Genomic DNA, 16,276 nt, shown 5'->3' with positions numbered 1-16,276 from the left:
AACCACCTTTTATGAATGTTACATCCGGTGCCTTCGCGCCTCCACCGCACCCCGATACGAAACCTATGCAGCTAATTTATAATCCTGTTGTGCTGGAGCACGATACCGGGCTGCACCCGGAAAACAGAAAACGGTTCGAGGTGATGGGCGAGTTGCCGGAGACAGAACTGATTGACGGGGCCCCTTTTTTGCCGCTGGTTCATACCAAAGACCATATCAAAAGTATTAAGTCTGCCTGCGAGTTCGGACAAGCCCTTGATGGGGATACCCCCACTTCTCCAGGTAGTTTTGAAGCGGCAAGGTTTGCGGTTGGAGCCACTGTCATGGCCTCTGATACCAATGGATTTGCCCTGGTCCGTCCTCCCGGGCACCACGCTTACGCCCACCGGGGTAGTGGCTTCTGCCTGTTTAATAATGTGGCGGTGGCTGCACAGCGGCTGGTGGAAGAAGGCAAACGGGTGGCAATCTTCGACTTCGACGGGCACCTCGGCGATGGCACTTCTGAGATTTTTTACAATACCGATAAGGTCCTGTACTGGTCGATGCACCAATACCCGGCCTATCCCGGGCACGGCTTCGTCGAAGAGATTGGTGTGGGCAAAGGTAAAGGCTTCAACATCAACGTACCCCTGCCGCCCGGCTCTGCAGATGATATCCTGAGCGAAACCCTGGATTACTTCTTTCCCATTATCGAGCAATTTCAGCCCGATGTGCTGGCTCTTTCTGCCGGCTTCGACATGCATCAGCGCGATATGCTGCTCGATCTGAAAGCCTCATCCGGCTTCTACTACAAACTCGGGCAGCGGTTGCGCAAACGCTTCAGCAATATGTTTGCCACACTGGAGGGCGGGTACAATACTGATGAAATGCCCCGTTGCCTGTTCAACTTCCTGGCTGGCATGAACGGGCTCGACAAGCCCTACCACGAGGAAGAAACGCTCTCCGGCATGCGCGTTTGGGAAACTTTCGAAATCTACGTGCACGCCGTGATGGGCAACTTACGTTCTTACTGGAAATTCTAATCATGCGCAAGCAACTCAAAAAGCTGTTTCAGCCCCGCTCTATTGCCGTTATCGGCGCCTCTGATAAAACCACGTCTATCGGCTTTACGGTGATGCGCAACCTGCTGGAAGGCGAGTTCAAAGGTGTCATTACCCCGGTCAATATCCGGCACAGGGAAGTCTTTGGGCTCAAAAGCTATTACCATATCGGTGATGTGCCTGAGGCGCCTGACCTGGCCATTATTACCGCGCCTTCGTACGCCGTGATGCGCATTGTGCGGGAGTGTGGCAAAACCGGAGTAGGCGGCATTGCCATCCTATCCGCCGGATTCAACGAAACAGACGAAGAGGGGCTGCACCGGCTGGAACGCATTAAGAAAATTGCGCGGGAGCATAATATGCGCGTGCTTGGCCCCAATTGCATGGGCTTCATCAATCCTTATCTGGGGCTCAATGCCAGTTTTTCTTCCCGCATAGCTAACCCGGGCAACATTGCGTTCATTTCTCAAAGCGGCGCACTCGGTATGTCTACGCTCGACTGGGCGATGGAGCAGAATGTGGGCTTCAGCTACTTCGTATCCGTAGGCGCTATGGCGGACGTCGGCTTTGCGGACCTGATCGATTTTTTCGGCACAGACAGCCACACTTCCTGTATCCTGGTATACATGGAGACGGTGAAGGAAGCCCGCCGGTTCATGAGCGCTGCACGTGCCTTTGCACGGCACAAACCGATCATTGTACTGAAAGCCGGCCGCAGCCGGGAGGGGCGACGGGTGGCCCGTTCCCATACCGGAGCACTGGCGGGTAACGACCGGGTATTTTCTGCTGCCTTTCAGCGGTCGGGTATTATTCGGGTATCCACTATCGCACAGCTCTTTAACAGCGCGCAGTCGCTGGCGATGCAGCCCCGGCCCAATGGCAACCGCATGGCCATTCTTACCAATGCCGGTGGCCCCGCCATTCTGGCGACGGACTATCTGGTGGCCAAGGGAGGCGAACTGGCTCAGCTTACCGAGAAAACCTATGAAAAACTCAGCGAAAGCCTGCCTGTCAACTGGAGCCACAATAACCCGGTGAATGTGCGCGGCAATGCCTCTGCAGAGGTCTACCAAACTGCTCTGGAAATACTGCTGAAAGACAAAAATACGGATGGGGTACTGCTTATCCTGACTTATCAGGCGAATACCGACCCGGAGGCTATAGCCGAAGCCGTCGTGAAAGTCAACAAGCGCGCCCGCAAGCCTATCCTGGCGACATGGATGGGCGAACAGGCGGTAGTGGAAGGGCGGGAAATTCTGGAGTCGGGAAAAGTGCCGCATTACCGCTACCCGGAGAGCGCGGTGGATGTCTTCCTGCGCATCTTTGAGTACAACCGCAACCTGGAATTACTCTACGAGACGCCGCCCGAGGAGCCCATGGAGTTTAAGCCCGACCGGGAAAAAGCGCTGGCGCTTATCCGTAAAGTGCTCGCGGAAGGCCGGCAACAGCTTATGGAAAGTGAGGCGAAGGAGCTGCTTTCTTTTTATGAGATGCCTGTCACCAACTATCAGTTGGCGCATTCGGCGGATGAAGCCGTGGCTTTTGCGGAGCAGTGCGGTTATCCGGTGGTTCTCAAGGTGGCCAGCCCGGACATTTACCACAAGTCCGATATTGGCGGGGTATGCCTCAACCTGCCGGATGAAGCTGCTGTGCGCGAGGCTTATCAACAGGCGTTGGACAACACCCGTAAGCACGCACCTAAGGCGGATATCCGTGGGGTGGTGATCGAGCGGATGGTGAGCAAGCCTTTTGAATTGCTAATCGGTTCGCGTAAGGATGCTTTGCTGGGCCCCGTTATTGCGGTGGGCAAAGGTGGTATTGCAGTGGAGGTCTACCGGGATACCCGGCTGGAATTGCCGCCAATGAATATGGCTTTGGCACAACGCATGATTGAGCAGACCAAAATTTATCCGCTGCTTAAAGGTTACCGCAACCGAAAGGGGGTGGACCTCGACCTGCTCGCCTTCACGCTCTGCAAGTTTGCCTATCTGGTGATGGACTTTCCGGAAATCCAGGAAATTGACATCAACCCCTTTGTGATGGACGACAAGGAGGGAGTCATGCTGGATGCCCATGTAGTCCTTGATCCCAATGTCAGCCGGGCGGAGCGCAGGCCCTATTCGCACCTGGTTATCCCTCCTTACCCCGGGCGTTACCGCCGGACCATCAAATCGAAAAACGGTACGCCGGTTTTCTTACGCCCCATACGCCCCGAGGACGAGCCTATGGAACTCGAAATGGTCAACCGTTTATCGAAGGAGTCGCTTTACTTCCGTTTTTTTGGCTATGTGCCCAAAATGACGCACGAGCTAATGACCCGATTCACCCAAATCGACTACGACCGGGAAATGGCTGTTGTGGCCCTTATTGAACAAGATGGGAAAGAGGAGATGATTGGGGTAGTGCGTATCATTGCCGATCCATGGGGGGAGGCCGCCGAGTATGCCATCCTCATTGCGGACGAATGGCAGGGGCAGCGCCTCGGCAGTCAGATGACCGATTACATCATCGAAATCGGACGGGATATGAAGCTAAGCGAAATCTACGCCACGGTCCTCTCTTCCAATAAAGGCATGCTCACCCTTTTTGAGCGGAAGGGCTTTGACATTCAGCGGGAAGACTTCGAGACCTTCCACGTCAGCCTGAAACTCAAGAAATCCTCCTAAAACGGGAACAGCCAGGGGATCAGCAGGCTCGCCAGCACCCAAAACATCAGGTTGAGGCCCACTCCTGCCCGGAAGAAATCGCGAAACCGGTAGCTGCCTGCACTGTAGACCATGGTATTGGTCTGATAGCCAATCGGCGTCATAAAACTAGCCGATGCAGCAATGGTCACGGCCACCAATAGCGGTGTGGCGCTGACGCCAAGTTGAGTAGCCGTGGCAATGGCGATAGGCGCAAGGAGGGCAGCGGTCGCGTTATTCGACATGATTTCGGTAAGCAGGGAAGTGGTCAGGTACAGCCCGGCCACAATAGCTACCGGCCCATAGGCCCCAAGGTAACCAATCAGGCCACCGGCGATCATCTGGTCCAGCCCGGTATTGCCCATAGCGGTGCCTAGGCTAAGTGCTCCTGCCAGCAAGAATACGATCTTCCAGTTGATGGCCTCATAGACTTCCTTCATACTCAGGCTGCGGGCGAGCACCAGCGCTAATACGCCCGTCAGTGTGCCGACCATAATGGGCAGCAGGTTAAAGGTAGCCGTGAGGATTACAAAGGCAATCACCGACATGACGATAGCAAACTGCCGTCGGTTGAAGTCCGAGAGGCGGTCCTCAGAAAGCATGACAAAAGGCGCGTCTTGCTCTGCTTCCATCTGCTTGAGGTTGGTGATGTAATGCTGCTTGACTTCAGCAAGGATGACATCCCCTGGTACCAGGGGAACGCTGTAGAGGTGGTCATGCAGAACCTCGTTGCGGTGGCGGATGGCGAGTGGGATGGCCCGGTAGGTACGGCGGAAGTCCAGGCTTTTCAGGGTGCGGTTGGAAAAGACGGAGCCAGCGGTGACGACCAGTTCCACGAGGCTGGTATTTTTTTCGCCCAGGAAGTTATCACCTACTTTTAGCGTGTTATCGGCTATAATTTTTACCCGTTCCTTGAGCGCTTTGACCTTGGCCACATCACAGCGCACCTTGAGCAGGTCGCCTGCCTCCAGCGTGAAATCACCGGGTGGGAGCGTGAAGCGCTGCCCATTGCGGACCACTTCGATGATGTCCATTTCCAGCTCCTTCACCAGGGCGGAGTCCATAATGCGCTGTCCGGAAAGTTCATTGCCCTCCAGCAGTTGCAGTTCGGTAAGGTAGTCGCCCAGCCCAAAGCGCTCGGTGAGGTTTTCTTTTTGCCGTTCAGGCAGCAGCTTGCGCCCGATGAGCATCATGTAGGCCATGCCGGCCAGCATGAGCGGTACCCCTACTGCCCCTAGTTGGAACATTCCAAATGCCGGCAGCCCCTCCTGCTCGGCGATACCACTGACCAGTATGTTGGTGGAAGTACCGATAAGAGTGCACATCCCGCCCATGATTGAGGCATACGACAAGGGAATGAGCATCTTGCTTGGCGCCTGCCCGGAGGAGTAGGCAATCTGCACTACTACCGGGATGAATACCGCCACTACAGGCGTGTTGTTGATAAACGCGGAAATGAGCGCGATCAGGAGCATCATGAGCACCAGCCCGAGGCGGAAATTCTGCCGAAAGATGGCCGAAAGCTGATGAGCAACGGACTGCAGGGCCCCGGTTTTAAGCAAGGCGGCACTCAGTACAAACATAAAAGCCACGGTCATGGTCGCCGGATTGCTGAAGCCGGCTACCCCCTCTTCCGGGGAGATAACCCCTGTCAGCACCAGGCTGATCATGATAAGCATAGCGACCAGGTCGATAGACAAAGCCTCGGTAGCAAAGAGCACCACTGCAACTGCAATAACAACAAGGGTAATAATTGCGCCTGTAGCCATAGATAAATATGAAGAGCAAATAAAGCAAAGGGTAGCGAAAATCCCTACAAAAATAATAGGATTTTTAGCGGCCTCATCAGGGCAACCCTATGCGTCCCCGAGCCGTTTATAGGAGTGAATCTACGACATTCGGCATGAAAAGTTTTTTCAAAACGCTGTTTATTCTCCCGATACGCTTCTACCAGGTGGCGATTTCACCACTGCTGGGGCCAAGCTGCCGCTTCACGCCAACCTGTTCGCACTACATGGTAGGCGCTATAGAAGAATGGGGCCCCATCAAGGGGATCTGGCTGGGCCTTAAGCGTTTGTTCAAATGCCACCCCTGGGGCCCGCACGGCTATGACCCGGTGCCGAAAAATCCAAAAAAACATAAACCTTCCTAAATGCTCAGAAGACCCAGACGTAACCGACGCAGTGCCGCCATTCGTGGCCTGGCTCAGGAAATCCACCTCACCCCACAGCACCTCGTACAGCCGCTTTTCCTGGTGGAAGGCAGTGGCGTACGCGAAGCCATACCCTCTTTGCCCGGCACCTTCCGCCTTTCTGTGGATGAAGCCCTGAAGGAAGTTAAAGCCTGTATGGCATTGGGGCTGCAATCGTTCATCCTTTTCCCAAAAATACCGGACAACAAAAAGGACAAGCGGGGTACCTTCAGCTATGACGATGACAACTTCTACCTGAGCGCCGCCGCTGAGATCAAAGCCGCCTTTCCCGAAGCATGCCTGATTAGTGACGTAGCCCTTGACCCTTATAGCTCGGATGGGCACGATGGCATCGTGCATGATGGTAAAATCCTGAATGATGAGACCCTCCACGTGCTGCAAAAAATGGGATTGGCACAAGCCAAAGCCGGCTTCGACATCCTCGGCCCTTCAGATATGATGGATGGCCGGGTGGAAGCCCTCCGTGTCGCACTTGATGAAGAAGGCTTTTCGGATACCGGCATCATGTCCTACACCGCTAAGTACGCGAGCGCCTTCTACGGACCCTTCCGCGATGCCCTCGACAGCGCCCCGGTGGAAGGCGAAGACATCCCCGCCGACAAGAAGACCTACCAAATGAACCCTGCCAACCGCCGGGAAGCCCTGATTGAGGGCGAACTGGATACCCTGGAGGGGGCAGATTTCCTCATGGTCAAGCCCGCCCTGCATTACATGGATGTCATCCTCACCATGAAGCAGCACTTCGAGGTGCCCATTGCGGCCTACCACGTGAGCGGAGAGTGCGCCATGCTCATGGCCGCCTGCCAAAACGGCTGGCTGGATTACGAACAGGCGATGCCGGAGACCCTGTTGAGCCTGCACCGGGCCGGGGCGGACGTGATCATCACTTACTTTGCTAAGGATTTTGCGGAGAGGTGTGGGTGAGGTAGAATTCCCCCTAAATCAATCCCCGCGACTTCAGCTCCAAATACTTATTCACCGTATTGACGGATAGGTCCTCCGGGCGGGTCAGTACCGCCTGAATGCCGTACTGCCGTAATTGCTGCACCATCTGCGCTTTTTCGTTCAGGTATTTCCGGGCAACGGTCTGCAGGTAGATGTCCTCAATGTGGGTGGCCTCCTCCTCGATGAAGGTGCGTATTTCGGTGTTCTCAAAGAAGATGACAACGAGCAGGTGGGTACGATTGATGCGGCGCAGGAACGGTAACGCCCGCTCCAATGCAAACCGGCTCTCAAAATTGGTGTACAACAAAATCATGCTCCGCCCGGCAATCAGCTTGCGGGCAGCGTAGTACAGCAGTTCGTAGTTGGCCTCCACCTGCCGCTCCTGCTCGGCGTACAGGGCATTGAGGATTTTGTTGAGCTGCGTGGCTTTGCTATCGGCCTTGACCGTGGCGCCAATCTTATCTGAGAAAGTGATCAGCCCGGCCCGGTCGTACTTTTTGAGCGCGATATTGGAGATGGCCAGGCTTGCATTCACAGCGTAATCCATCAGGCTCAGCCCCTCAAAGGGCATCTTCATGACCCGGCTCTTGTCGATGATGGAGTAGATTTGCTGGGAGCGCTCGTCTTCATACTGATTGACCATCAAAGTGCCGCGCCGGCTGCTGGCTTTCCAGTTGATGCTGCGGTAGTCGTCGCCACGGACGTAATTTTTGATTTGTTCGAATTCATAGCTGTGTCCGATGCGGCGTATCTTCTTGATGCCGGGGTGCTGGGCAATGCGGTCTAGGGCACGCAGTTCCAGTTGTTTCATCTGCAGTACCGACGGATAAACCGGGACAGCGGCTTCTGCCGGCACTATCCACCGGCGTTCCAATAGCCCGATCTGAGAAGACAAAAACAGGTTGAGGTCCCCAAACGTATACTGCCCACGCTCCACAGGCCGGAGGTCGTAGTGCAGCGTTTCTGATGCGCCCGAATCAAGACTAATCCGGTACTCAAAATCCCGCCGCTGAAACTGTACTGGCAGCTCATCAATCAGTCGGATGGAAAGCGGCAGGTTGGAGGTATTCTCAATCCGGACTTTTATGGGGTTATCGTCTCCGAGGCCCATAATTTTGGGTGTTTGACGGGCAGCATTGACCTCCATGTTCTTACCAAACAGCAATAGCCCATCGAGTATGATTATTGCCAGGAGCAGGACGAATATCGCTTGCGCTCCAGGTAATAGCACGGGCACCCAAAAGCAAATGACAAACAGGACGACCAGCCCGCCAAATGCCCAAAAGAACCGGTCGGTCAGATGGATAGCTTTCATTAGCGGGGGACTTCGATCTTCTGAATAATGGCCTGCACGACTTCGCGGGTCGTATAGCCTTCCATCTCCCGTTCCGGCGTCAGCATAACCCGGTGATTGAGTACCGGATAGGCCACGTACTGAATGTCATCCGGGGTCACAAAATCCCGCCCGCGCATAGCAGCTATAGCCTTCGCCATTTTCATAATCGCGAGCGAGGCCCGGGGCGATGCGCCCAGGAAGAGATCACCGTTATTGCGGGTGTCGTGCACAATAGCGGCAATGTAGTCCAGTAGTTCATCCTTGATGTGCACCTGCTGCACCAGCGCCTGGCACTCCTGAATTTCCTGCGCATTGAAAACCGGCCTGACCGTGCTGCGCTGCGCCATGCCGAAGTCCGACCGGAAGCGGCGCAGGATGAGCTTCTCCTCATCGAGGCTGGGATACTGCAGGTTGATCTTGATGAGGAAGCGGTCGAGCTGTGCCTCCGGCAACTTGTAGGTACCCTCCTGCTCAATCGGGTTTTGGGTGGCAATGACGAAAAAAGGTAAGCTCATCGGATAAGTCTCCCCATCTACTGTCACCTGATATTCCTCCATCACCTCGAACAGGGCAGCCTGTGTCTTGGCCGGCGCCCGGTTGATCTCATCGATCAGGACGACGTTGGAAAAGACCGGACCCGCGTTGAAGCTAAAGGAAGACTGTTGCATATTGAAAACCGTGGTGCCTACCACATCACTCGGCATCAGGTCGGGGGTGAACTGTATGCGGGAAAAATCAACTTCCATCGCCTGTGCCATCAGTTTGGCGGTGAGGGTTTTGGCAATACCCGGTACACCTTCCAGCAGCACATGCCCGCCGGAAAACAGGGCTGCCATCAGTAATTCCAGCATTTCATCCTGCCCGATAATCAGCTTGTGCAGTTCTTCCCTGACCCGGCTTACTGCGATATTGATCTGTTGCATTGCCGGATTGGGGGGCTGCCACTCGGTATCTGCCTTAGGGGGCAGGGGCGGTATGCCCTGCGATTCCTCATTGGGCTGTGGCGTTTCGCGTTCAGCGCCTTCATCCGGAGTATTCCAGGGGTCATCGTGCTCGTCCAGGTGCATCTATTTACTGTTTTGGTAGAAATGTTCGATTAATTGGTGAAAGTCCGACAGCGTCTTGCCCGACATAAAAGTAGAGCTTTGAATATTGCGGTCAAAGGTGATCAGGCGTTTCAGGTGGGCTTCTTCCACTCCTGAGCGTTGTGCAAGTGTTGGCGCAGTCTCCTCACTCAGTTCCTTAATATCATACCGGCGCCGGATGTGCTGCTTCAGCATACTGATTTGCTGCAGGGCCAGCTGCCGGTGGTTGTTTTGCAAAAAGTACAACCGGCCAATCATATTGAGAAACTCCAGAGAGGTGTTCCGGTTAGGCTCCAGTACGGGAATGACGCGCTGCTGCCGCTTGGCCCGGAAAACGAGGTAGAGTATGCCCATGCCCAGCAGCAGATACCATGCCCAGGTCAGCGCCGGCTCACTCAGAATAAAGCTCAGCGGCCCATCGGCATTCAGGCGCCTTTCACCAATGGGCGGTTGAATGCCGTCAGGTTTTTCGGGCACCTGACTGTAGCGGTCCCAGTAGACCGGTCCGGCGGCATCGAGGTGCGTCAGCACCCGGCGCAGGTATTCCACGCCATAATCTTCTATCAGATGGTAATTGGCGAAAGCCAGCGGGGTGGTGTGGAGGTAGACGTACCCGTTGCCATAGGCCTGACGGGTGAAGTTGTACAGCGTGTCGCTAATGGTGCCCAGGGGCAAAAAGGCTTCCTCCTGTGCGCAGAACAACGCCGGCGGCAGACCGGTCCAGTAATAATTTGCCGGATAGCCCCGGTCAATAAAAGTAAACTGCATATTGGTGTCTACCGCCAGATTGGGGTGAACAAAGTTTAAGCCTGCGGTAGAATCCACTACCAGCTGATATTGATCCCAATCTGTCCCCGGACAGTACGACCGGGTGGCGAACAAAGATGCCCCCAGGTAATCCGGCAGCGATTTAGTGGCAATAAAAGCCGTATTCCCGGCGGCAATGAAGTCCATTAAGGCCTGTTGATCCACAGAATCCTGATACATGGCCTGCCCAAAAAACAGGTATATCGCATCGGAGGGGAGGGTGTCGAGTTGTCCTTTGAGGCTATCCCGAAGGACGAGGAGGGTATCCGTTTGAAAGTGCCCTTCCAGCAACGTCTTCAGGATGGAAGTGCCATAGGGTTCCCGGCTTTGCCCCTCGTAGGTCTCCCGCCAGTCCACAGGCTCCTTCCGGTCGCTGCGGAAGAGCAGGGTCAGTAGCAAGCCTATGATGACCAGGGCTACTGCGATGGTTATGGTCCGCCGCCTATTGAGCATAGTCTGGTTTTAAATTCTGAATACGTTGCGCAAAAGCCTGAAACTGGGGTGCCATTTGTTCAAAAGCAGCCTCATCGAGCGCCTGATCGCCGTACCAGACCTGCTCGAACAGTAGGGTTACGCTACGGAAATCCTGTTGAAGCGGGGTGCCGTCCAACTCCTGAACATACTGATTATTGGTTTTGTCTTTTTGCCAACTGACCAGCTTCTTATTAGTAAGCCCCTGTAAAAGGACCAGGTAATAAAGCCGTACAGCCAGCGAAAACTGCTTGTTGTTGATGGCTTGCTGCAGAAAATCTTCCAGTTGGGCATCGGGCAGGTCTTCTTCAATAGCTTCCAGGTCAATGCCGGAACTCAGCCCCCTCTCAATACGGGTATTCTTTGGCGGCCGCTTGAGCCCCAGCAGATAACGGAGAAGTACGGCTATAGCAACCGCAATAATTATCCAGAAAAAGACGCGCAGTAGTAAAGCTGCTGTATCGCCGCTCACCCAGGGCTCAGGCGCAGGGCTCAGTTCCGGCTGAGGATCTTCCCGCTCCCCACCGCCCTTTCGGTTTTCGCTCTGCTCATTGGGCTCCCGCTGATGGCGGTTATCCGGGGTAGGATAACTGAGCCCTTCCTTCGCGGATTCCCAGCGCTCCCGGTCGATTTCAGCCGGGGCCACCTCCTTTTCCAGGTAAGTCTGGGCGCTCAGGCGAGGGTTGAAAAGTACTATTGCGAGGAGTACTGCCAGTATACTTATTGGTATGCTACACCACTGCTGTCTCATCTCCGCTCTTTTTCCAGTCCTCTAATCCGGGTTTGGAGCCCGATTTCCTGTATGCGCTGCCGCAAGCCGGGCGCTTCCTGTATTTCCAATAAGGTGTAGTACAACAGCCCACCACCCAAAAGCAACATCGCCGACACCAGGTAAAGCAACCATACACTCAGAAAGGCCAGCAGCACCACGCTCAGTTGGTCCATGCCGGCCTGATCGAGCGAGACCACCCAGGTCACCAGGTCAACGAAAAACCAGGCCAGCACCGTATTGACCAGGGAGTAAAACAACAGCCCAACCAGCAGCAGCGTAAACGAAAGGCTGAATACCCGGCTGAAACTGGGGCTCCACAAAGATAAGCTCTTGCTGAAAGCGGACAGGGAATTGCGCCCCTCCCGGTAGCTGCAGTAACCCCAAATGGCAGGCACAACAGCAAAGAGGACGACCAGAAAAATGGTGTACCAGTCATTGGTATACAACAGGGCCGTCAGTGCGCCCATAGGTGGCATAAAGTTTATAAAGGCAATACCGGGCGACCTTTTATAGTCAGAACGCTCTTCCTGTCCAAGCTTTCTGAAGACCAAAAGCCCGATAAAGGAGAAACTTAAGACATGAGCGAAAGGGATCAGGGGAGCGGCGGGGTTGTTAAAAAACTGCCCTATATTCTCTACTCCAAGGTAAATGCCCGGTGGAAAACTGAATCGGTCTTCAGGCAGGGCATTGCCTGGCAGAAATGCAAATGCAATAAACAAAAGGGCACTTGCCAAACTCCCAACCAGGAAGGTTCCAAAGTGCCGTTTGTAGAGCACAAACAAATCGGTAAACAGCTCCCCGGCAGACCGGATCTTCGTGAATGACAAGTCGAGTTTCGCATCCGGTGTTAGGCGGGTATCGCGTACCGGCTGATTGAAGCCAATCCGGGCTTTAATGCGGGGGTACCATACGAAGTACAGCAGCACAAAGGCGAGGCATAAAAAAATGAACAACCCCCGTATGATATCCGGCGTTTCGGTATGCCGGGTCAGGTAACCCTCTATAAAGCCCGCCATGATGATGATGGGCGCTATGCCGACCATGATTTTTATGCCCCGCCGGGCCGATTTCTGAAAGGCTTGCATGCGGTTGAAAGTGCCGGGAAAAACCAGCCCTTTGCCCATAGTGATGCCCGCTGAACCAGCAATAATAATGGCTGAAATCTCCAGTGTCCCGTGAATCCAAACCGTCAAAAAAGATTCCCAGAATAAGTCCCGCTCAATGAAGAAGTATTGGAAAGCCCCCAGCATGACACCGTTGCGGATCAGCACGGCAATGGAGCCGATGGTGAAAAAAGCACCCGTCACAAAAGTCAGGAAAGACACCCACAAGTTGTTGATGGTAATGCCAAGGGACATCTCAAATGCCCCCTTTTCCTTGTACACGGCCATGGGGTCACCTGCCTCAATATTTTCCAGGGTCATATCCACATAGGAATCGCCCAGTATGACCCGCAGGAACTCTGGTTCGCTGGCACTGGAGACCATGCCGATAAGCATAGCCAGGGCAAAAATGAGAAAGGAAAACCGAAACTCCCTGCGGGCTTCGTACACCAGCTGCGGCAGTTCGTCCGTCCAAAACGTGACCAGGCGGTGAGCAGAAGAACGGCGGTTGCGGTAGAGTGCGGTGAAGACGCGCTGCGCCAGGCCATTGAGGTAGACCCGCACCGAGCGGTTGGGGTAGAATGTCCGGGCGTAGGAAAGATCGTCCGTCACCTGCACGAAAAGATCATCCAGTTTTTCCGGGTCACGCCCTTCCTGGCCCAGGGCCTCGTCAAAAGCCCGCCACTTGTCTTTATTTTGCTGAATGAATTTTGTCTCGCGCATTCGGTGAGGTTATAACTCCTTTACAGGAAGCTCTATTTTAGGAAAAATGTTGCAAACCGTGAATTATTTGCGTTAGTTTAGAAAGTAAATTGACCAATTACTGTGAAGACCATCGAAATACGGACCGCCCAGAACGTCGTTATTGAGTACGAGCTGGCCCTGCTGCGGGAGCGCGCCATGGCGTTTATCATCGATTTTTTCATCATCATGATGATTTTCTTTGTCGTGGTGGTGCTCATCTTTGGCCGCCTCCTGGGCAATGCCATCGCGGGGACCATGCTCGCCGGGGTGCTCTACGGACTTTTCCCGCTGATCCTGTTTATGGGCTACCACTTGTTTTCGGAGATCATGACCAACGGGCAGACCTGGGGTAAGCGGGCCATGGGCATCCGTGTAGTGCGGGTCGACGGGCAGGAACCGGGCCTGAGCGATTACCTGCTGCGGGCGGTATTTCACATTGTAGATTCGGTGTTTTCTTCGGGCATCCTGGCGGCCGTCTTCATCAGCTCCTCCAGCAATAATCAGCGCCTGGGCGATATGACTGCCAACACTACGGTCATCCGCCTTCGCCATCAGCTACAGTTTGGGCTGTCAGATATTCTTGGGATCAACTCTCTGGACAATTACGAGCTGACCTATCCGCAGGTACAGCAGCTGGCCGAGGAAGATATGCTGCTCATCAAAAACATGCTGGCCCGCTACCGCAGTCACCGCAACCCTGCTCATGAACAGGCACTACGGGAGCTCACCGGCCGTCTGCAAGAGCTTCTAAATATAGAGGAGATGCCCCGCGACCGCATAGGCTTTCTAAAAACACTGATCCGCGACTACATCGTTATTACGCGGTAGGCTACCTGACGGCACAAGCCTGTTATTCTTAATGCTTCCTTAACAGCAATGGTACAACATATACGCCCCTTTGCGCATTTAATATAGGCGAGGCTTGCTCATCGCGGGCCTCAGTGCCTTATTAATTTGTGCTTGCCAAACGACGCAGCTTATTCTCGCCGCGCTAAGCACAGAACTAAAAGCGAAACGATGAAAAAAACATTCATGATAGAATTTGATCTGCCACAGACTTTTGATGAGGAATTTATGGCGCTAATTCCCAAGCAGCGCTACATCATCAACACTATGTTGGCAGACGGAAGGGTCAAAGCCTATTCTCTGTCTATGGACCGGTCCAAACTTTGGGCCATCATGACTGGAACTTCTGAGTTTGAAGTGATGGAAAATATCGCCCAGTTGCCACTGAGTGAGTACATGAGCCCTAATATCTCCGAGCTGATGTTTCACAATACATCGGATGCAGTCATGCAGTTCTCTTTGAACTGATTTTGAATTACGTTGAAAGAAAAAAGCCGCTTTGAGCTAAATTATTGCTCAGGCGGCTTTTTTCATTAGGACAGGGTTATTCCGGAGCGGTTTTACTGCTGCACGACATCAGCGCGCAGGGTCTCCAAAAGTGCCCCTACCTCTCCAATCAAATCTTCAGGCACATTATTTTGCATGGCACCCTCGGCTACTGCTGCAATGAATGCATCATAGGCCGCATCGGTTGATTTCTCCGCCATGCGTGGGTTTTGTGCCGGATCGTGCGCGCTCACCATATCCATACCGTCGTAGGTATAGTTTTCTGCACCGGTAGCGACACAAAAGAAATCAGTCAGGTTTTCGCTCAGAATAGCGAGGTTGGTGGTGTTCCCATTTCCAACTTCTGCCAGTAGCGAAGCAAAATAAGGGCTCAATACCGGATCAGCAGCAATCACAAAAATGGAGCTGTCGACCACTGAGCGCAAGCCAAGCCGGCCCTGTTCAATCATACCCCCGGCAGGATCAGTCACCATCGTGGTGCCGCCCAGCTTCTGATAAAGGGTGTCTTCGGTCATCATCGGCTCTTCGTCGTCGTTGTCACAGGCTGTGAAAGTCAGGCAAGCCATGCCCAACAGCAGGATCAATAATCGAGTGTTCATGTTTTAAATTTTAAATTATTTTGAAATGGAATTGGGTTGAATACTTGGCAGCGCACTAAAAAGGCCAAATCTGGCTGGCGTAGGCAAGCACTTTTTTTACCGGTGAACCTGCCCCCGTTACCGGGCAGCTTGAAGCCTTTGCAGATTCCGATACCTGATACAGTCGGGCATCTGTAGCCGTGGTCTGCTGTACGGCAGCCAGGACAACCTCGTTTTGTTGCTCGCGCAGGTCGTAGCTAAAAGTCAATGTGCCGGCTCCGGCATTGAGATAGCAATGTTTCACGCCTGCTGTGTTCATGACAGCGTGCTGAATTGCCTTTGCTTCCTGCTTGTCCAGAGGCGCTTCGAAATCGATTCGGCTCAGTTGGACCTGTGCGTTAGGGACAGGGTCCTGCCGGAGTGCCAGTGCCACAAAAGCGATAATGCCAAGCAGCAGCGCACCACCTAATAAAAGCTTCCTTTTTGATGAATTTGCCATAGTGCTTTTAAAAGAGGTACGGGGCTTTTCCAGGGGGCGGATCAAAAAGCGGCTCTTTTTTTTGACAATTTTCTGATTTTCGTGTTCCGCAACCGAGCGCAACAAAAAAATATCACCTTCACTAAACTAAATACACCATGATGCGTTCTCGTTGCAAATGCAACCAATTGAATGAGCCAAGCTGTTGAATTTCCTGTTAATTCCCTTGTTTTTCTGACCAACCGCGTCGGGCGGCTGCTGGCCAATGAGATCCGGAAACGGACCGCATTGGACGAGTTGGGATTATCAGCACAGCATATGGGCATTCTGGTTGACCTTTGGGTAAAAGAAGGTGTACGGCAGCAGGACCTGGCCGTTTCCAATATCAAGGACAAAGGCACGATTGCCCGCGCCCTGCAAAGCCTGGAAGCGGCGAATATCGTAGTCCGAATACCTGATCAGGAAGACAAGCGCAATAAGCTCATCTACCTGACGCACCGGGGCCGGTCCCTTCGCGAAGAACTCCTGCCGGAAGCACAGCAGACGGTACAGGAAGCAACGGAAGGCATTCCGGAAGAAGACCTGGCTATCTGCAAGCGTGTGCTGTCACAGATTTACCAGAAATTCACCTGCAATCATAAGTAAGTTGCAGATACAACTAAATATTA

15 protein-coding genes are annotated in these 16,276 nt (G+C 53.7%); 7 read left to right on the top strand and 8 right to left on the bottom strand.

Going from position 1 to position 16,276, the window contains the following annotated elements:
• The first annotated feature begins 11 nt into the window (after positions 1–11).
• Together ACO08I_RS16225 and ACO08I_RS16220 are read left to right on the top strand one after the other, a co-directional pair.
• Positions 12–1,022, top strand: coding sequence for a histone deacetylase family protein (locus ACO08I_RS16225; RefSeq protein WP_282775930.1), 1,011 nt, complete (start codon positions 12–14; stop codon positions 1,020–1,022).
• Positions 1,023–1,024: 2 nt separating this feature from the next.
• Positions 1,025–3,706 (top strand): GNAT family N-acetyltransferase, encoded by a 2,682-nt coding sequence (locus tag ACO08I_RS16220; RefSeq protein ID WP_421946487.1) that lies wholly within the window; start codon positions 1,025–1,027, stop codon positions 3,704–3,706.
• On the opposite strand, the gene ACO08I_RS16215 is transcribed toward ACO08I_RS16220, so the two are convergent.
• Positions 3,703–5,493: an SLC13 family permease gene (locus ACO08I_RS16215; RefSeq protein ID WP_421946486.1), complete on the bottom strand. Its 1,791-nt coding sequence runs from the start codon at positions 5,491–5,493 to the stop codon at positions 3,703–3,705. The genes ACO08I_RS16220 and ACO08I_RS16215 overlap by 4 nt on opposite strands.
• Before the next feature lie 134 nt (positions 5,494–5,627).
• On the opposite strand from ACO08I_RS16215, the gene yidD reads away from it, so the two are divergent.
• Together yidD and hemB are read left to right on the top strand one after the other, a co-directional pair.
• Positions 5,628–5,876, top strand: coding sequence for a membrane protein insertion efficiency factor YidD (gene yidD / locus ACO08I_RS16210; protein ID WP_282775925.1), 249 nt, complete (start codon positions 5,628–5,630; stop codon positions 5,874–5,876).
• Complete coding sequence (gene hemB, locus ACO08I_RS16205) at positions 5,877–6,860, top strand: porphobilinogen synthase (RefSeq protein ID WP_282775924.1); 984 nt, start codon at positions 5,877–5,879, stop codon at positions 6,858–6,860. It begins immediately after the preceding gene.
• 13 nt (positions 6,861–6,873) lie between these two features.
• On the opposite strand, the gene ACO08I_RS16200 is transcribed toward hemB, so the two are convergent.
• From ACO08I_RS16200 to ACO08I_RS16180, 5 genes are all read right to left on the bottom strand, one after another.
• Entirely contained in the window at positions 6,874–8,196 is a 1,323-nt protein-coding gene (locus tag ACO08I_RS16200) for a DUF58 domain-containing protein (RefSeq protein WP_282775922.1), read from the bottom strand.
• Positions 8,196–9,140: a MoxR family ATPase gene (locus ACO08I_RS16195; RefSeq protein WP_345894611.1), complete on the bottom strand. Its 945-nt coding sequence runs from the start codon at positions 9,138–9,140 to the stop codon at positions 8,196–8,198. The genes ACO08I_RS16200 and ACO08I_RS16195 overlap by 1 nt, the downstream gene beginning before the upstream one ends.
• Before the next feature lie 144 nt (positions 9,141–9,284).
• Complete coding sequence (locus ACO08I_RS16190; RefSeq protein ID WP_421946485.1) at positions 9,285–10,562, bottom strand: DUF4350 domain-containing protein; 1,278 nt, start codon at positions 10,560–10,562, stop codon at positions 9,285–9,287.
• Complete coding sequence (locus ACO08I_RS16185; RefSeq protein ID WP_282775919.1) at positions 10,552–11,331, bottom strand: DUF4129 domain-containing protein; 780 nt, start codon at positions 11,329–11,331, stop codon at positions 10,552–10,554. The genes ACO08I_RS16190 and ACO08I_RS16185 overlap by 11 nt, the downstream gene beginning before the upstream one ends.
• Complete coding sequence (locus ACO08I_RS16180; RefSeq protein ID WP_421946484.1) at positions 11,328–13,178, bottom strand: stage II sporulation protein M; 1,851 nt, start codon at positions 13,176–13,178, stop codon at positions 11,328–11,330. The genes ACO08I_RS16185 and ACO08I_RS16180 overlap by 4 nt, the downstream gene beginning before the upstream one ends.
• 102 nt (positions 13,179–13,280) lie before the next feature.
• Between ACO08I_RS16180 and ACO08I_RS16175 the strand changes: the two genes are divergently transcribed.
• Together ACO08I_RS16175 and ACO08I_RS16170 are read left to right on the top strand one after the other, a co-directional pair.
• Positions 13,281–14,027 carry an RDD family protein gene (locus ACO08I_RS16175; protein ID WP_421946483.1) on the top strand — a complete coding sequence of 249 codons (747 nt, stop codon included), beginning with the start codon at positions 13,281–13,283 and terminating at the stop codon, positions 14,025–14,027.
• A gap of 189 nt (positions 14,028–14,216) precedes the next feature.
• Positions 14,217–14,513, top strand: a complete 297-nt coding sequence (locus ACO08I_RS16170) for a hypothetical protein (RefSeq protein WP_044218167.1) — start codon at positions 14,217–14,219, stop codon at positions 14,511–14,513.
• Between the two features lie 92 nt (positions 14,514–14,605).
• On the opposite strand, the gene ACO08I_RS16165 is transcribed toward ACO08I_RS16170, so the two are convergent.
• Entirely contained in the window at positions 14,606–15,151 is a 546-nt protein-coding gene (locus ACO08I_RS16165; RefSeq protein WP_282775913.1) for a group I truncated hemoglobin, read from the bottom strand.
• Between the two features lie 55 nt (positions 15,152–15,206).
• On the bottom strand, positions 15,207–15,629 hold the full coding sequence (locus tag ACO08I_RS16160) for a hypothetical protein (protein ID WP_421946482.1): 423 nt from the start codon (positions 15,627–15,629) through the stop codon (positions 15,207–15,209).
• Positions 15,630–15,800: 171 nt separating this feature from the next.
• On the opposite strand from ACO08I_RS16160, the gene ACO08I_RS16155 reads away from it, so the two are divergent.
• Positions 15,801–16,253: a MarR family winged helix-turn-helix transcriptional regulator gene (locus ACO08I_RS16155; RefSeq protein ID WP_044218160.1), complete on the top strand. Its 453-nt coding sequence runs from the start codon at positions 15,801–15,803 to the stop codon at positions 16,251–16,253.
• The last annotated feature ends 23 nt before the right edge of the window (positions 16,254–16,276 follow it).

It is taken from the genome of Phaeodactylibacter xiamenensis, from assembly GCF_965229835.1.
In the GTDB taxonomy this organism is placed as follows: Bacteria; Bacteroidota; Bacteroidia; order Chitinophagales; family Saprospiraceae; genus Phaeodactylibacter; species Phaeodactylibacter xiamenensis.
This window is presented reverse-complemented; position numbering and strand designations above follow the sequence as displayed.